The sequence below is a fragment of the Pseudomonas sp. 05N434 genome, assembly GCF_056396965.1.
Map to the genome: position 1 here is coordinate 1 of NZ_JBFTMK010000149.1, position 15,900 is coordinate 15,900.

A 15,900-nucleotide genomic window follows, 5' to 3' on the forward strand; every position below is an offset into this window, starting at 1 on the left:
GGACTCACGACTGCTTCGCAGCCGAACGCAGCCTCGCAGGCTCGACAGCTGCTACGGGGCTGCGATCTTTTGATCTTGTTTTAGACGATAGGAAAGCTGTTGAAGTCGACGGCATTGGCCAGTCGGCTGTCGATCAGGCCGATAAAGCCTTGCACTTCGGGGCGATTGAAATGCGCTTGCATGGCCGCTTCCGATTGCCAGCGGGCGCTGACCGTCCAGCGGGTGTCGTCTTCGGGGCAGCGGTCGACCATATAGCCGTCACAGCCCGGAAGTTCGCGCAGGGTGTCGACAATCTTTTGCAGTTGTTTGCCCAGTTCGTCCGAGCGACCGGCGGCAGCTCGTATCTTTACAGTGTTGAACACTTGGTTGGACATTACTCACACTCCTGAATCAGGCCGGACGAATCCTGCTCATTGAGGGATAACGCCCATGCAGGATAGGCCTGCCCCCTTGGGCCGCCAATAGCCAATCACCGGATAAAACCGCAGACCAATCCCTCAACCAACCTGCTGCAAAATGTCCCGCAAACGGTCCAGGGCGATGTCGATGTCCAGGGTTTCGATCGCCCCGAATCCCAGGAAAAGCCCGGCCCGTGGCGTTTGCTGGTAAAAAAAGTCGTCCAGGGTATAGAGCCCCACTTCGACTTTTTTCGCGAGCTCGATCACCAATGGAATATCGACCGGCACCTTGCACAGTACCGCCATGTGAAACCCGGCCGTGGTCGGCACCGCTTCGAACCATGGCGAAAGGTCGCCCGCCATCCGCGCCAGGATCCGTTCGCGGCGCCCGGCGTAAATCGTGTGGCAACGCCGGATGTGCTTGAGCAAACAGCCTTCGGCGATGAACTTGGCCAGCGCCCATTGGGGCAGGGTGGAGGTGTGCCGGTCGGTGAGTTGCTTGGCGCTGATCACCGCTTCGAGAATCGCTGGCGGCAAAATCGCATACCCCAGCCGCAACTCCGGCAACAGGGTCTTCGAGAAGGTGCCAACGTAGGCGACGATGCCGCGTTCATCCAGGCTTTGCAGCGAGTCGGTGGGCCGTCCTTCATAGCGGAACTCGCTGTCGTAATCGTCCTCGATGATGATCGCCCCCAGTTCGTGGGCCCGCTCCAGCAGCGCCAGCCGACGCTCGTGGCTCATGGGCATGCCCAAGGGGAACTGGTGCGAGGGGGTGACATAAATCAGCCGCGTGCCGTCGGGAATGTGCTCGACCTGGATGCCTTGCGCATCGACCGGCACGCCGACCACCGTTGCGCCATGAGTCCCGAACAACAGGCGCGCAGGAGGGTAACCGGGGTCCTCCATGGCCACGAGGCTGCCCGGTTGGGTCAACACCCGGGAAATCAGGTCCAGCGCTTGCTGCGCGCCATTGCACACCACAACGTCTTCGTCCCGACAATTGACCCCGCGGGAAAATGCGATGTGCTGTGCGATTGCATTGCGCAGCGCCGGCAGGCCTTCGGGCTGGCTGTAGAAACCCTTGGAGCCGGCGATCTGGCGCAAGGCATGGGAGGTACAACGGCGCCAGTCGTCCTGCGGAAATTGGCCCTTGCTGGTTGCACCACCGATAAAGTCGTAGCGCAGCGAGCCTTCCAGCGTCGGGTGGCGCAAGAACGTCGGCAACTTGCGCCAGCTCTCGATGACATCGAAGCTGGCCAATTCCGAATGGCTCTGTTTACGGACGACTTTTGCCGCCCGGGCATTGACGTAGGTGCCTTTGCCGATCACCCCGGTGAGGAAGTTTTCGTAGGTCAGTTGCGCATACGTGTCGGAAATGGTCTTGCGCGAAATCCCCAGTTGTTCGGCCAGCAAACGGCTGGGCGGCARCTGCGTGCCGGCTGCCAGGCGCCCGGATTCAATGGCGCTGCGCAGTTGCCGGTACAGCTGGCCTGCCAGATCCTTGCGGCCGTTGATGACAACGTGAAGTTCCATACCGGCGGGGCTCCTGGGCGATTGTGAGGCGACTGTGCGTCGCGCCAGATTACCTGCATGAGTGACTGCACAGAAGTTGTGTGGGTGAAAAACCGGCGATTGGTCTTCYGTCGGGCGGTCCATGGCTTTTTCGCTGAATTGGCTCTGTAACGCTCGTGCATCAGCGCCTAACGTGGAGATACCGATTCGCGCCACGAGGCCGCCGCCATGACCGTTCGCCTGGATTACTACAGCGCATCGCCCAAGGCGATGAAAGCCATGATCGCCATGGAGGCCTTGACCCGTGATCTGAGCATCGAACCGGCGTTGCTGAACCTGATCAAGATCCGCGCCTCGCAGCTCAATGGCTGCGCCTTCTGCACTGACATGCACTCGGTGGACGCACGTCGTATCGGCGAGACCGATCGGCGGCTGTATGCAATCGTGGTCTGGCGCGACAGCGGCTTTTTCAGCCCTCGGGAGCGGGCGGCCCTGGCCTGGACCGAAGCGGTGACCCTGCTCGCGCAAAGCCATGTGCCGGACGATGTTTATGCACTGGCCCGGGAGCAGTTCGGTGAAGGGGAATTGGTCGACCTGACGATGGCCATCAGCGCCATCAACAGCTGGAATCGCCTGGCGGTGAGTTTTCGGCAACCCCCCGGCGGTTGATTATTGGTTTGGTTTTTGCCCGCTTGTCACATCAGGTTCATGAACGATCAGCAGGATGAAACGCTCAAGGACAGATCGACAGGGAGTCATCAATGTCATTCATGGAATCCGCCGGGCGTCAGGGCGTGGCCGAGTACCATTCGCCCGTAGAACACAGTAACGCCTTACACTCACGGATAGCCGGAATCGATCCGGTGTTGCTGCAGTCTTTCAGGGTCAGCGCCCGCTGTGGCTGTTTCATGCAGGCGGCCCGCAGTCTCAATATCAAGTCGACCCAGTTGCGTAAACAATTGGCGCAACTTGAAACACAACTGCAGCGCTCGTTGTTCTGCCATTCGGGCAATGGCTTTGCCCTCAGTCGTGACGGGTTGCAGCTTCAGGCGCAGTTGATGGCCTTGGCCCGTGAACGCGACTTGCCGGTGATCGAACAGCCCTTGATTCGCCTGGCCGTGGCCGAGTCGATCCTGCACGACATCCTCGGTCGCGACCTGGTCTCGCTGCTGCGGCGCAACGCCAGTGTGCGCCTGGACATCATTTCCCTCGACAGCGAACTGTCCCTGCGGGCGATCAGCGCCGATGTGGTGGTGTGGCTGACGGGCACTGATTCGCCGCTACCAGGCCCCAGTTTCGCCATCAGCGAGCCCCAGCGTCTGGCACGGCTGGACTATCTGCCGCACATTGCCAAACGTTACTCGCGGGTCGCGGCCCGCCCGGACAGCCTGGGTGACCTGGCCGACTTCATGCTGGTGCAATGGCAGCACGACCGCCAGGTCGAGACCTTTGGGCCGTGGAACCGTCTGGTGGAGCAGCGCCTGGCGGGGGTGGTGCAGTTGCATTCCTATGAGTTGATGCTGGAGATGATCCGTTGCAGCGCCTGCATCGGTTTGCTGCCGCACTACATGAGCCGATTCGATCGAGGGCTGCTGGCGTTGTCCGGGCTGTTCAACCAACCGATGCAGCGCCAGGTGTGGATGGCGGTCAATGCCGACTCCCGAAATGAGGCCGAGGTGCAGGGAGTTGTCGAGCTGATCCGCAATACCTTCAACGAGCGGCGGGAGTGGTTCGAGCAGCTTGACTGAGCTTCTGGCAAGAACACCTTTGTTGCGAGGGGGCAAGCCCCCTCGCCACATGGGTTTGCGCCGTTATAGAGTAAGCGGCCATGTACGCATCAAGGACGAAACATTCATGCCCGCCGACTCCGTCATTACCCTCGAACGCTTCAACGAATCCCACATCGAGGGCGTCACCGCCCTCTACAACGACCCGGCTGTGGCCCGTCAGGTGCTGCAGATGCCGTTTCAGTCCACCGAGGTCTGGCGCCAACGCCTGATGGCCGACAACGAACGGGCGGTGAAACTGGTGGCGCTGCACCAGGGAACGGTCATCGGCAACATCGGTCTGGAACAGTTTTCGCGAGTTCGCCGCAGCCACGCCGGCAGCTTCGGCATGGGTGTCGCCGTGGCTTGGCAAGGCAAGGGTGTCGGTTCGAAGCTGCTGGCGGCGGCGCTCGATGTCGCCGACAACTGGATGAACCTGCAACGGGTCGAACTCTCGGTGTACGCCGACAACGAAGCGGCCATCGGCCTGTACCGAAAATTCGGCTTCGAGACCGAAGGCCTGTTCCGCGACTATGCCGTGCGTGACGGTCGCTTGGTCGATACCCTGAGCATGGCGCGCTTGCGTCGCACGCCCAAGGAAGGTTGAGTCAGTCGCCCAAGGCAAACGCCACCGCCGCCTGCGCATGCAGTTCGGTGGTGTCGAACAAGGGCAGGGCGCTGTGCTCGGGTTTGATTAGCAGGCCGATCTCGGTGCAGCCGAGGATGATCGCCTGGGCGCCGCGTTCGGTCAGCGCTTCGATCACCCGTTGATAGACCTGGCGCGACGCCTCGCTGATGACCCCGACGCACAACTCGTCATAGATGATCCGATGCACCGCCTGTCGCTCTTCAGCCTCCGGCACCAGCACCGTCAGGCCCTTGGCCGTCAGACGTGCCTTGAGAAAGTCCTGCTCCATGGTGAATGCAGTACCGAGCAGGCCTACCCGCAGCGCACCGGCGTCCAGCGCCGCCTGAGCGGCCGGGTCGGCAATGTGCAGGAACGGAATATCAATCGCAGACTGAATCTGCCCGGCCACCTTGTGCATGGTGTTGGTACACAGCACCACGCAGTCGGCGCCGCCAGCCTCCAGGCGTTGCGCGGCATCCACCAGAATCGCCGCCGCATCGTCCCAGCGCCCGGCATGTTGGGCCTGTTCGACAGGGCCGAAGTCGACGCTGTACATTAGCAATTTCGCCGAACGCAACGGCCCGAGGCGGTCGCGTACCTGCTGGTTGATAAGACGGTAATACTCGGCGCTGGACTCCCAGCTCATGCCGCCGATAAGGCCGATGGTGCGCATGTCATGCTCCTGTGAATGGCAAACCCTTGCGAGAGAGTGTCCAGTGGATCCTTGTTCCGATCTATCAGGAAATTTCACATGCCCGGTGTGCTGAGCGAGAACCTGTTGGGCGGCAGACTCTGCCTGCAACTCTTGCCCCGTGCGCCGTACAGCGCGCGGGATCCGGCGCAGTCACAAACCCTCGGAGTGACGCTGGAACGTCAGCAGGGCGTGCATGCGATCGATTCTGACCGGCGGACGGATTTCGATACCTGGCCGGGCGTATTGGCGTACACGCCGGTCGGCGTGGAGGTGTTTTCCGAATCGGCCAGCGGTGGCGAGTATCTGCTGATGCGGCTGGACGAACAGTTCGCCAGCGAACAATTACCCAGTGTCGCCCACCGTGTGCAGTCTTGCGGCAATCGACGTGCGCTGACCATCGCACGTGAGATTCGTCGTCAGTTGCTCGCCACGCAGCCCGACCCGCTGGCGCTTGAGCAATGTGCCGCGGCGCTGGTTGGCGTCGCGGGTTCGATAACCGATACAACGCAGCGTGCCACGCCCAAGGCCTTTGCCCGAGTCATGGAACAGATCGTCGAGCAGTTCCAGCACCCCCTGACGCTGGAACAATTGGCTGTCACCTATGGGCACAACGAACTGCGCTTTCTGCGCGATTTCACCCAGGCTATTGGCCTGACGCCTCACGCCTACCTCATTGAAGTGCGGCTTCAGGCCGCACGCAGGCTGATCGAGCGCACGGCTCTGCCCTTGGCCAGCATCGCTCTGGATGTCGGCTTCGCCCATCAGTCCCACATGGGCAGTGCCTTTCGCAAATACCTGGCCATGACCCCCAGCCAGTACCGCTCGCGCTTTTAGTCGTACGCCGGCAGCGCGCATCTGCCATGCTCAAAGTCCGCAGCACCGCTTCAACCAAAGGAACACCGCAATGGACGACGTACAGCAACTGGGCGAGATGCTTCGCCACTACGCAGAAAGCGAAGCGCACAAGAAGCAACTGTTTGAAGCGCAATCGGCCGTGTGGGCGACGCGCATCGGGGAGTTGTTCGATCAGATCCAGCAGTGGCTGGCACCGGTCCTGGCACCGAACCTGCTGGAAGTGAGCCGCGAGGCGTATGTCGCATCCGGGCCGAGTGTGCCGGTGGAGACGTCGACGTTCAAGACCGAGAAACTGAGCGTCGTTATCGCCGGCAAACCGGTGGAGTTTGTGCCGGACGTGATGGGCGTTGGTGGGCAGATTTCCCTTGCCGTGATGGGGTTGACCGCGGCGCGCTATGGCAGTATTTCGCTGGTGTGCCTGCCACCGTCCAGCGCCTGGCAATGGCGCAAGACCAACGGCCTGAAAGATCCGGACACCTTTGCCTTCGATGCAAACTTTTTGGCGCAGCAACTGCAGAGCCTGATTCCCCGCGAGCGCAACTAATGTCCATGTGATCGACACTCAACCCTGTGGGAGCGGGCTTTTGTGGCCACAAGCCCGCTCCCACAGTGAATTGGGTGTACCTCAGATTTCGAGGTTGCCCCAGCCAGGTTTCAACTCTTGCGGCGCTACCGCTTTCACTCTCTTGCCGGTAGCCAATTCCACCCGCCGCGCCACCTCGGGGTCATCGGCAAACGGAATCAGGCTGGCATCGTCCAGGCTCTCGGTCGTCTGCTGTTTCAAGCAGTATTCGATCGCCAGCCAAAGCCCCAGCACGCCCAATAGATTCAATGCCATTTCGATCATGTCAGGCTCCTTGCCTCAGGCATACTGCGCTTCAAGTTCGGCCATCTTCACATCCGCAACCCGCACCGTACGCCACACGTTATACGCCATCAGCAGCATGCCGCTGAGGAAGAACACCCCGCCGACAAACCGCACGATGAAGCCTGGATGACTGGCCTGCAACGCCTCGACGAACGAGTAGGTCAGCGTGCCGTCGTCGTTGATCGCACGCCACATCAAGCCCTGGGTGATGCCGTTGACCCACATGGACGCGATGTACAGCACGGTGCCGATGGTCGCCAGCCAGAAGTGCAGGTTGATCAGCGGCACGCTATGCATTTGCGTGCGGCCGAAGACTTTCGGAACCATGTGATAGATCGCGCCGAAGGTGATCATCGCCACCCAACCGAGGGCGCCGGCGTGCACGTGGCCGATGGTCCAGTCGGTGTAGTGGGAGAGGGCATTGACCGTCTTGATCGCCATCATCGGCCCTTCGAAAGTCGACATGCCGTAGAAGGCCAGGGACAGCACGAGGAAGCGCAGGATCGGGTCGGTACGCAACTTATGCCAGGCSCCCGACAGSGTCATCATGCCGTTGATCATRCCGCCCCAGCTCGGMGCCAGCAGRATSAKCGACATCGCCATGCCCAGGGACTGMGCCCAGTCCGGCAGTGCGGTGTAGTGCAGGTGGTGSGGACCGGCCCAGATGTACAGGGTGATCAGCGCCCAGAAGTGCACGATCGACAAGCGATAGGAATACACCGGCCGACCCACCTGTTTCGGCACGAAGTAATACATCATCCCGAGGAACCCGGTGGTGAGGAAAAAGCCCACCGCGTTGTGCCCGTACCACCACTGCACCATGGCGTCGGTGGCCCCGGAGTACACCGGATACGACTTGAACCAGTCCACCGGAATCGACAGGTGATTGACCACGTGCAGCATGGCGATCACCACGATGAACGCGCCGAAGAACCAGTTGCCGACGTAGATATGCTTGGTCTTGCGGCGCACCACGGTGGTGAAAAACACGATGGCATAGGCGAGCCAGACCACCGTCATCCACACCGCGCCGGAGAACTCGATCTCGGCGTATTCCTTGGTGGTCGTGTAGCCCAGCGGCAGGCTGATCAGCATCACCACGATCACCGATTGCCAGCCCCAGAAGGTGAATGCAGCGAGTTTGTCCGAGAACAGCCGAACCTGGCAGGTGCGCTGCACGGCGTAGTAACTGGCGGCGAATTGCGCACTGCCGGCAAAGCCGAAAATCACCAGGCTGGTGTGCAGCGGGCGCAAGCGGCCGAAGGTGGTCCACGGCAGGTCGAGGTTCATCTCGGGCCATACCAGTTGCGAGGCGATCCATACCCCCATCGCCATCCCGACGACGCCCCATACCACGGTTGCCACGACGAATTGGCGGACGACCTTGTAGTTATAGGCCAGTCCGATTGTTGCTGTGCTCATGGTCAGTTCTTCCACGGTTGCAAAGTCTTGCCAGGCCACCCGGTCTGGCATGCGATGAACTGTAGAAACCCTGCCGGAAACAAAACAGTCTCAGGAAACTTTCATTTATACGGATCAGATGTGGGGCATGCCTGCGGCCATCAGTCGCGTCCTGATACGGTTTTTTAGTGTTTAGCTGAATCTGTAACGTGCTGTGCCGCAGGTTCATAGTCGCTACCTCGAGAGCGAGCCGCAGAGCCCGATCAATCCTGATGAGGTAGCCACATGTATCAATACGATGACTATGACCGGGCCCTGGTGTTCGAGCGTGTTGCGCAGTTTCGCGATCAGGTCGAACGTTTCATGGCCGGCGAATTGAGCGAAGAAGAGTTCCTGCCCCTGCGTTTGGAGAATGGCCTGTATATGCAAAAACACGCCTACATGCTGCGCGTGGCGATTCCTTACGGCACCCTGAGCGCCAGGCAAATGCGCACTCTGGCGAGCATTGCCCGGGACTACGATCGTGGTTACGGCCACTTCACCACCCGGCAAAACATGCAGTTCAACTGGATCGAACTGGCCCAGGTCCCGGACATCCTCGAACGCCTGGCCCAAGTGGAAATGCACGCGATCCAGACCTCCGGCAACTGCGTGCGCAACATCACCACCGAAGCCTTCGCCGGCGTTGCGGCGGACGAGCTGATGGACCCGCGTCCGCTGGCGGAGATCCTGCGGCAATGGTCGACCATCAACCCGGAATTCCTGTTCCTGCCGCGCAAGTTCAAGATCGCCATCTGTTCGGCGAAACAGGACCGCGCGGCGATCATGATGCATGACATCGGTCTTTATCTTTATTGCGACGACAGCGGGCAAATGCTCTTGCGGGTGATCGTTGGCGGCGGGTTGGGGCGTACGCCGATTCTCGGTCTGCAGATTCGCGAAGGCTTGCCGTGGCAGCATTTGCTGTCTTATGTCGAGGCGGTGCTGCGGGTCTACAACCGCCACGGGCGGCGCGATAACAAGTACAAGGCGCGGATCAAGATTCTGGTCAAGGCCTTGGGGATCGAAGCGTTCGCCAAGGAAGTGGAGGAGGAGTGGCAACACCTCAAGGAACATCGTCCTGCCGGACGTGCCCAAGGCAGACCTTTATGCGCTGTGGTGCCTGGCCTGCGAGCAAGGCCTGGGGAGTGCCAACATCGGCTTGCTGACTGACATCATCGCTTGCCCCGGCGGCGACTTCTGCGCCCTGGCCAACGCCAAGTCGATCCCCATCGCGCAAGCGATTCAGGCACGTTTCGACGATCTGGACTACCTGCATGACCTGGGCGACATCAGCCTGAACATCTCCGGCTGCATGAACGCCTGCGGCCATCACCACATCGGCAACATCGGCATCCTTGGCGTCGACAAGAACGGCAGCGAGTGGTACCAGATCACCCTCGGCGGCGCCCAGGGCAAGGACAGCGCGTTGGGCAAGGTCATCGGCCCGTCCTTCAGTGCCGCCGAAGTGCCCGATGTGATTGAACGGATCATCGGCACGTTCGTGCGCTACCGCGAGAGCGAAGAACTGTTCGTCGATACCCTGGCGCGCATCGGTCTGGAGCCATTCAAGGAACGGGTTTATCCAAAGGTGCTGGAGGTGTCGGCATGAACAATCTGCTGCGTTTGCGAGAGGGCGGTGCCGAGTGGGTGCGCGATGACCCGTGGCAGTTGATTCGTGAAACGACCGGTGAACCGCCGGCCGGGCCGCTGATCCTGCCGTTACCCCAGTGGCTGGCCCTTAACGCCGACACCACAACCGCGCTCGAAGGTGTCTGGCTCGGTCCTGACGACGAAGTGACAAATCTGATTCCGTGGTTCCCCGACCTGCCGCTGATTGCCCTGGACTTCCCGAGTTTTCGCGACGGACGTGCCTACAGCCAGGCCTATCTGTTGCGCACGCGATTCGGATGGCAAGGCGAATTGCGCGCGATTGGCGATGTGCTGCGCGATCAACTCAGCCACATGCGCCAATGCGGTTTCGACAGCTTTGCCGTGCGTGAAGACAAGTCTGCCGAAGATGCGCTGAAGGGACTGGCGGGGATGAGCGTGTTGTATGGGCGTTCGGTGATCGAGCCGCGGCCGTTGTTTCGGCGGCGGTAGGGCATCGAGATCTTTTGCTTGGGCCAATGATGGCATTTTGATAGAGTCCGCGTCTCATAAGGAGTTGGTGAAGAAAGGAGTCTGGTTTGGGCGCGGGCAAGAAGATTTTAGGGTTGATAGCGCTGTTGCTGATGGCGGCCCTGTGGGGCAGTTATTTTTATGTGTTCAAAGAGAACCGTAACGGCCAGCTCGGGGATGCGTTCGACAGCTACGCCTGGTGCGGCACGCCGCCGGCCAGCGATAGCGGCGGGTTGGGCAAGGATCAACTGTCGCTGCGCATCACCAACAACGTTCGCGGCGAGTTCATGCTCTCGGGGGCGGTTGTCGTTTCCGAGCGAACCTTTGATCGCTACGACCTGGGCCGCAACGAACTGCGGCTGCGCATGGAGCCGCTACAGTGGTCCTACGGCGTTGCGCCGATTTTCATGGAACAGGTCAAGATCAAACCCCTGAGCCGTAACCTGTCTTCGGTCAACAAAAGTGCCTACGCCGAACTTGAGTCCCGGCCCATCGACGTCCAGGGGCGGGCGACCGACTTTCCGTTCGACACCTACCGCTACGGTTACAAACCGGTGTTGTACTACCTCAAGGGTAATGAGCGCGTCGACCTGCGCTTCAAAAACGTCACCACCAGCATGCAGATGTCCAACACCTTTACGCCGATCCAGAAGTACAACCGTGTCGAGTACATCAACGAGAAAAATTCGCTGATCAGTGAGCAGGACTACAAGCCCTACGGCGCCAACGAATGCGCGTTCAGCGTCGAGCGCAAGGGCTCGTTCAAGGTGATTGTGTTGCTGTTGTTGCTGGTGATGTGCCTGCCGCTGCTGCACGTGTTCTATCGCGACGAGCCGGGCATCGACTTTCTCGCGACGCTGGTGAGTATTGGCGCGATCCGGGTGTTCCTGGTGGGGCCGTTGAACGATTTCCAGTTGTACACCCTCGATTTCCTGTTCGGCGCGGTGATCATCCTGGTGGGCACGGTATCGTTGATCAAGGCGATGCGGGCCAATAGCCGGCGGGAGTTGGCAGCGAAAAGCGGGTCTTCGTGGTGATTGCCGCGACCGTGGCGAGAGCTGAAAATTGTGATTTTCGATACAAAAACGCCGGGCATTAGCTATACCTGTAACTCTCGTAGGCAATACCGTTGCCGTCCTTCTGACAGGAGTTAAAGCATGAAGCTTGCGTTAATGATGAGCACACTGTGCATCGCCTCTCTCGGGGTGGCGGGTTGCGCCAGCAAAGTCGTCGAGCCAGACCAGTACTCCGGCTTTCTCAAGGACTACAGCCAGCTCAAGGAAGCCAAGTCGCCATCGGGCGCCGTGGTGATGCGCTGGGTCGATCCCAAGCTCAACGTCAACAAATACACCAGTGCCTACATCGAGCCGACTCAGCTCTATCCCAAACCGCAGCCGACAGCGAAAATCCCTCAGACCACGTTGAACGGCATCACCAGCTACTACGATCAAGCGCTCAAGCGCGAACTGGGTAAATCCCTGCCACTGGCCAGCGGCCCCGGCCCAGGCGTGATCGTGGTACGTGCGGCGATCACCGCCGTCAGCAGCAAGACCGAAAGCCTCAAGCCATATGAAGTGATCCCGATCGCCCTGGTGGCAGCGGCCGTCACCACCGCCAGCGGTGCTCGCGATCAGCAAACCGATCTGGCCACCGAAGCGGTGTTTCTCGACGGCGGCACCAACAAAGTCATCGCCCAGGTGGTGCGCAAGGGCACCGGCAAACCGCTGGAAAACGAAGCTCAGGTGATGAAAGCCGATGACGTGAAAAACGTGATCGATGGCTGGGCTTCGGACATGAATCAGTCGTTTGTAAAATTCAAGTCCAAGTAACGCGGGTTTATTGTTCGCGCAAGATCGTTCCCAGGCATGGGAACGATCAATCCCCTTGGCTATTCCCCCGGGATGTCGGCCGGTATGACAGTGAGCGCAACCGGCGCCGCATGACTTTGCATTGTCTGGGCACCGACACCACAACTGGCGAAAAGCGCCATCAGGCTGAATCCCGCAACGCGAAGCAAACCTTTCATAGACGTTTCCTCATTTTCCGAAGATGACATTCGGTCTGGCCTGCATGAAGGCTTTTTTTACTCTAGCAGGTGGTTGTCGCGTCAACGGGTTTGCTTGTTGAATTGAAGATCCATTCGCGGGCAAACCACGCTCCCACAGGTATTGAGTGAGCCTTGGCTGATTTGCCAACCACAATCTCCTGTGGGCATGGGCTTGCTCGCGAAGAAGGATTGTCAGTCAACATCACTGTTGAATGCTGAGTCGCGCGTAGGTGTGCTTCATTGCTTCTTCGCCTGTGCCCGCACGCGCTCTTCCTGTTCACGCAGTTCCGGGGTGAACTCGGCACCGAAATCTTCGGCCTCGAACACCTGGCGAATCTCGATCTCGGCCTCTGTACCCGGCATCGGGTTGGGGCAGCGCTTGACCCACTCGATCGCTTCCTCTTTCGACTTCACCTGCCACAGCCAGTAGCCGGCGATCAGCTCTTTGGTTTCGGCGAACGGGCCATCGATCACTGTGCGTTTATCTCCCGAGAAGCGCACACGGGCACCTTTACTGCTGGGCTGCAGGCCATCGCAGTCGATGAGGATGCCGGCCTTGGCCAGTTCCTCGTTGTAATTGCCCATTGCGGTCATCAGTTCTTCGCTGGGCATCACGCCGGCCTCGGAATCGGGGCTGGCTTTTACAATGATCATGAATCGCATGGTCTTGTCTCCGTTGAAGTTGAGTGATTCATTGCATAGTCGAATGGGCGTGACTTGAATCGACAACGCACCTAAACAAAAATTGTCCTTTTCGTTTTAGTCGATGTTGTAGAGAACAGATGTATTTTCGACATCCTCCTCGCGATCAAATATTCCTGTGAGACCCATCCAACGACCAACGGAAGGTGCCCCCCAGTTCCGCTTCAGGCACTGGATGTTCAACCTGATCCCGTCGAACTGGACGGTGGTGATCCGGGAGGTCGGCGATACGCATTTCATCGATGAAATGCTCAAGGGGCCGCTGCGCGCCTTTCGTCATGAACATTGGGTGGCGGCGGGAGAGGGCGGTACGCTGTACACCGACCGCGTGACCTATGCGGCGATTGGCGGTGCTTTGACTGAAGGGCTGCTGGTGAATGCCTGCATGCGGCGGATTTTCGCGGCGCGGCACCGCAATATGCTGCGGTTGCTCGGGTAGTGCACGTGCATCCAGCCCTGTGGAATTGCAGGTTTGCCTCTCCCGCCACTCATGACAATTTGTGTTTTTGCATAGGTCCCCGGCTCATTTCGTGGTTAACTTCGGCCTCGTCAAAATTCTCTACATCAACGTTCAGAAGGACTCCGTTCATGGCTCAAGTCACTCTTAAAGGCAACCCGGTTCAAGTCAACGGCCAACTGCCACAAGCCGGTTCCCAGGCGCCAGCCTTTTCCCTGGTTGCCGGCAATCTGTCCGACGTGACCCTGGCGAGCTTCGCCGGCAAGCGCAAAGTGTTGAACATCTTCCCAAGCGTCGACACCCCGACCTGCGCCACCTCCGTGCGCAAGTTCAATGCCCAGGCCAATGACGTGGCCAACACCGTGGTGCTGTGCATCTCGGCTGACCTGCCGTTCGCCCAAGCCCGCTTCTGCGGTGCCGAAGGCCTGGAAAACGTGCAGAACCTGTCGACCCTGCGCGGTGCCGAGTTCAAGGAAAACTACGGCGTGGCCATCGCCGATGGTCCACTCAAAGGCCTGACCGCCCGTGCCGTCGTGGTTCTGGACGAAAACGACAAGGTCCTGCACAGCGAACTGGTCAAGGAAATCGCTGAAGAACCGAACTACGACGCAGCGCTCGCCGTTCTGAAGTAAGCAAAGTTTTACAATTGTTAACGGCCTGGCCCTGTCCAGGCCGTTTTCATTTGTGTCCTAACTTCCTGTTACGTAAGCCAAAGGTAAATTGCCGGTAAAGGCGCTTTGCTTAATACCCGCCAGTGCTTATCGTTCAGCCTCCCGTAGAAAAAAGCGCACGCGCCCAATGGTTGATCATTCCATGCAATCCTCCGCTTCCCGCAATCCTCGTCGCTGGCTGTTCGGCCTGCTTGTCCTGTTGGTCATCGTCGGCCTGTGCTGGAAGTTCTGGCCCGCTGGCAGCAGCCCGAAGGAGGGCGCAGGGCAGAAAGCCGTTGCCGGGCATACCGGTCGGTCGGGGGGGATGCGTCCAGGATTCGGCGGGGCGACGGGACCGGTTCCGGTGCGCGTGGCGCCGGTGGTCAAAGGCGATTTTCCGCTGTATTACAAGGCGCTGGGCACGGTCACGGCGCTGAACACCATCAATGTGCGCAGCCGCGTCGGTGGCGAACTGGTCAAGGTCTATTTCGAAGAAGGGCAGATGGTCAAGGCGGGTGACCTGCTGGCCGAGATCGATCCACGTCCTTATCAGAATGCCTTGCTCCAGGCCGAAGGCACCTTGCTGCAGAATCAGGCGCAATTGAAAAACGCCCAGGTCGACGTCGAGCGTTATCGTGGCCTGTACCGCGAAGACAGTATCGCCAAGCAAACCCTGGACACCGCCGAAGCGCTGGTCGCCCAGTATCAGGGTACGGTCAAGACCAATCAGGCGGCGGTCAACGACGCCAAGCTCAATCTCGAATTCACCAAGATCCGCGCTCCGATCACCGGGCGTGTGGGTCTGCGGCAGCTGGACGTCGGCAACCTTGTGGCGGCCAACGACACCACGGCGCTGGTGATCATCACCCAGACCCAACCGATCAGCGTGGCCTTTACCTTGCCGGAAAACAGCCTGGACACCGTGCTGACCCGCTATCGCACCGGCGCCAAGCTGCCCGCCGAAGCCTGGGACCGCGGCGACACCCAATTGCAGGCCACCGGCGTGTTGCAGAGCCTCGATAACCAGATCGACGTCACCACCGGCACCCTGAAATTCAAGGCCCGCTACGAGAACCGCGATCAAGCGCTGTTCCCCAATCAGTTCGTCAACGTGCACCTGCTGGCCGATACCCTTAAAGATGTGGTGCTTGCACCCTCGGCGGCGATCCAGTTCGGCACCAACGGCACATTCGTCTATGCGCTGGACGGCGACAAGAAGGTCACCATCCGCCAGTTGAAAGTCGGCGCCAGTGACGGGGAAAACACCGTGATCACCGAAGGCCTGGCCATCGGTGATCGGGTGGTGCTGGAAGGCACCGACCGCCTGAAGGACGGCAGTGAAGTGGAGGTGGTCAACGACAGCAAGGATGTACCGACCACTCCGACCGAACATCTGCAAGGCAAATCGGCGGCGACCCCAGGCGAGCCGGCGGCCACCGACAAGGCGAAAAAGGGCGGCGCATGAACATCTCGCGGCTGTTCATCCTTCGCCCGGTCGCCACGACCCTGAGCATGCTGGCCATTATCCTGGCCGGTGTGATCGCTTATCGGCTGCTGCCGGTGTCGGCATTGCCCCAGGTCGATTACCCGACCATCCGCGTCATGACGCTCTATCCCGGCGCCAGCCCGGATGTCATGACCAGCGCCGTGACTGCGCCGCTGGAGCGTCAGTTCGGCCAGATGCCCGGCCTGACCCAGATGGCTTCGACCAGTTCCGGCGGCGCTTCGGTGCTGACCCTGCGGTTCAGCCTCGACATCAACA

17 protein-coding genes and 2 pseudogenes are annotated in these 15,900 nt (G+C 60.0%); 13 read left to right on the top strand and 6 right to left on the bottom strand.

The annotated features are described in order from the left end of the window. Positions 1-80: 80 nt before the first annotated feature. Positions 81-374, bottom strand: a complete 294-nt coding sequence (locus tag AC1DLB_RS12080) for a putative quinol monooxygenase (RefSeq protein WP_018926158.1) — start codon at positions 372-374, stop codon at positions 81-83. Between the two features lie 123 nt (positions 375-497). Beyond that, positions 498-1,931, bottom strand: a complete 1,434-nt coding sequence (pdxR, locus tag AC1DLB_RS12085; protein WP_018926157.1) for a MocR-like pyridoxine biosynthesis transcription factor PdxR — start codon at positions 1,929-1,931, stop codon at positions 498-500. A gap of 207 nt (positions 1,932-2,138) precedes the next feature. Between pdxR and AC1DLB_RS12090 the strand changes: the two genes are divergently transcribed. The 3 genes from AC1DLB_RS12090 (at position 2,139) to AC1DLB_RS12100 (ending at position 4,283) form a co-directional block, all read left to right on the top strand. Then, positions 2,139-2,579, top strand: a complete 441-nt coding sequence (locus tag AC1DLB_RS12090; RefSeq protein ID WP_086946137.1) for a carboxymuconolactone decarboxylase family protein — start codon at positions 2,139-2,141, stop codon at positions 2,577-2,579. A gap of 92 nt (positions 2,580-2,671) precedes the next feature. Next, positions 2,672-3,658: a LysR substrate-binding domain-containing protein gene (locus AC1DLB_RS12095; RefSeq protein WP_436275417.1), complete on the top strand. Its 987-nt coding sequence runs from the start codon at positions 2,672-2,674 to the stop codon at positions 3,656-3,658. 106 nt (positions 3,659-3,764) lie between these two features. Continuing rightward, a complete protein-coding gene (locus AC1DLB_RS12100; protein WP_018926154.1) occupies positions 3,765-4,283 on the top strand; it encodes a GNAT family N-acetyltransferase in 519 nt (172 codons plus the stop codon). Between the two features lies 1 nt (position 4,284). Here AC1DLB_RS12100 and AC1DLB_RS12105 read toward each other — a convergent pair whose 3' ends face one another. Next, positions 4,285-4,977 carry an aspartate/glutamate racemase family protein gene (locus tag AC1DLB_RS12105; RefSeq protein ID WP_064618188.1) on the bottom strand — a complete coding sequence of 231 codons (693 nt, stop codon included), beginning with the start codon at positions 4,975-4,977 and terminating at the stop codon, positions 4,285-4,287. 78 nt (positions 4,978-5,055) lie between these two features. On the opposite strand from AC1DLB_RS12105, the gene AC1DLB_RS12110 reads away from it, so the two are divergent. Then, entirely contained in the window at positions 5,056-5,832 is a 777-nt protein-coding gene (locus tag AC1DLB_RS12110; RefSeq protein WP_477742999.1) for a helix-turn-helix domain-containing protein, read from the top strand. Between the two features lie 70 nt (positions 5,833-5,902). Further along, the gene (locus tag AC1DLB_RS12115) at positions 5,903-6,397 is read left to right on the top strand and encodes a hypothetical protein (protein ID WP_064618184.1); all 495 of its coding nucleotides are present in this window, start codon (positions 5,903-5,905) and stop codon (positions 6,395-6,397) included. 81 nt (positions 6,398-6,478) lie between these two features. Here the strand turns inward: AC1DLB_RS12115 and AC1DLB_RS12120 are convergent, their stop codons facing one another. Together AC1DLB_RS12120 and ccoN are read right to left on the bottom strand one after the other, a co-directional pair. Next, complete coding sequence (locus AC1DLB_RS12120; protein ID WP_064618182.1) at positions 6,479-6,700, bottom strand: hypothetical protein; 222 nt, start codon at positions 6,698-6,700, stop codon at positions 6,479-6,481. Between the two features lie 15 nt (positions 6,701-6,715). Beyond that, on the bottom strand, positions 6,716-8,143 hold the full coding sequence (ccoN, locus tag AC1DLB_RS12125) for a cytochrome-c oxidase, cbb3-type subunit I (RefSeq protein ID WP_477785051.1): 1,428 nt from the start codon (positions 8,141-8,143) through the stop codon (positions 6,716-6,718). A 264-nt stretch (positions 8,144-8,407) separates the two neighbouring features. Between ccoN and AC1DLB_RS12130 the strand changes: the two are divergent. The 4 genes and pseudogenes from AC1DLB_RS12130 (at position 8,408) to AC1DLB_RS12145 (ending at position 12,111) form a co-directional block, all read left to right on the top strand. Next, positions 8,408-9,773: pseudogene (locus AC1DLB_RS12130) on the top strand (nitrite/sulfite reductase). Then, on the top strand, positions 9,770-10,264 hold the full coding sequence (locus tag AC1DLB_RS12135) for a DUF934 domain-containing protein (protein ID WP_018926147.1): 495 nt from the start codon (positions 9,770-9,772) through the stop codon (positions 10,262-10,264). The pseudogene AC1DLB_RS12130 and the gene AC1DLB_RS12135 overlap by 4 nt, the downstream one beginning before the upstream one ends. Before the next feature lie 86 nt (positions 10,265-10,350). Beyond that, entirely contained in the window at positions 10,351-11,319 is a 969-nt protein-coding gene (locus AC1DLB_RS12140; protein WP_477743002.1) for a hypothetical protein, read from the top strand. A 120-nt stretch (positions 11,320-11,439) separates the two neighbouring features. Next, a complete protein-coding gene (locus AC1DLB_RS12145) occupies positions 11,440-12,111 on the top strand; it encodes a DUF3313 domain-containing protein (protein WP_019650018.1) in 672 nt (223 codons plus the stop codon). Between the two features lie 455 nt (positions 12,112-12,566). Here the strand turns inward: AC1DLB_RS12145 and AC1DLB_RS12150 are convergent, their stop codons facing one another. Then, positions 12,567-12,992, bottom strand: a complete 426-nt coding sequence (locus AC1DLB_RS12150) for a YciI family protein (protein ID WP_192350688.1) — start codon at positions 12,990-12,992, stop codon at positions 12,567-12,569. A 181-nt stretch (positions 12,993-13,173) separates the two neighbouring features. Here AC1DLB_RS12150 and AC1DLB_RS12155 point away from each other — a divergent pair. The 4 genes and pseudogenes from AC1DLB_RS12155 to AC1DLB_RS12170 all read left to right on the top strand — a co-directional run. Next, positions 13,174-13,470: pseudogene (locus tag AC1DLB_RS12155) on the top strand (polyketide cyclase); the annotation flags it as partial. 149 nt (positions 13,471-13,619) lie between these two features. Next, on the top strand, positions 13,620-14,120 hold the full coding sequence (gene tpx, locus AC1DLB_RS12160) for a thiol peroxidase (protein ID WP_018926141.1): 501 nt from the start codon (positions 13,620-13,622) through the stop codon (positions 14,118-14,120). 166 nt (positions 14,121-14,286) lie between these two features. Further along, positions 14,287-15,603, top strand: coding sequence for an MdtA/MuxA family multidrug efflux RND transporter periplasmic adaptor subunit (locus tag AC1DLB_RS12165; protein WP_019020895.1), 1,317 nt, complete (start codon positions 14,287-14,289; stop codon positions 15,601-15,603). After that, positions 15,600-15,900: efflux RND transporter permease subunit (locus AC1DLB_RS12170; RefSeq protein WP_477785052.1), on the top strand; the 301-nt coding region annotated here is incomplete at its 3' end. The genes AC1DLB_RS12165 and AC1DLB_RS12170, both read left to right, overlap by 4 nt.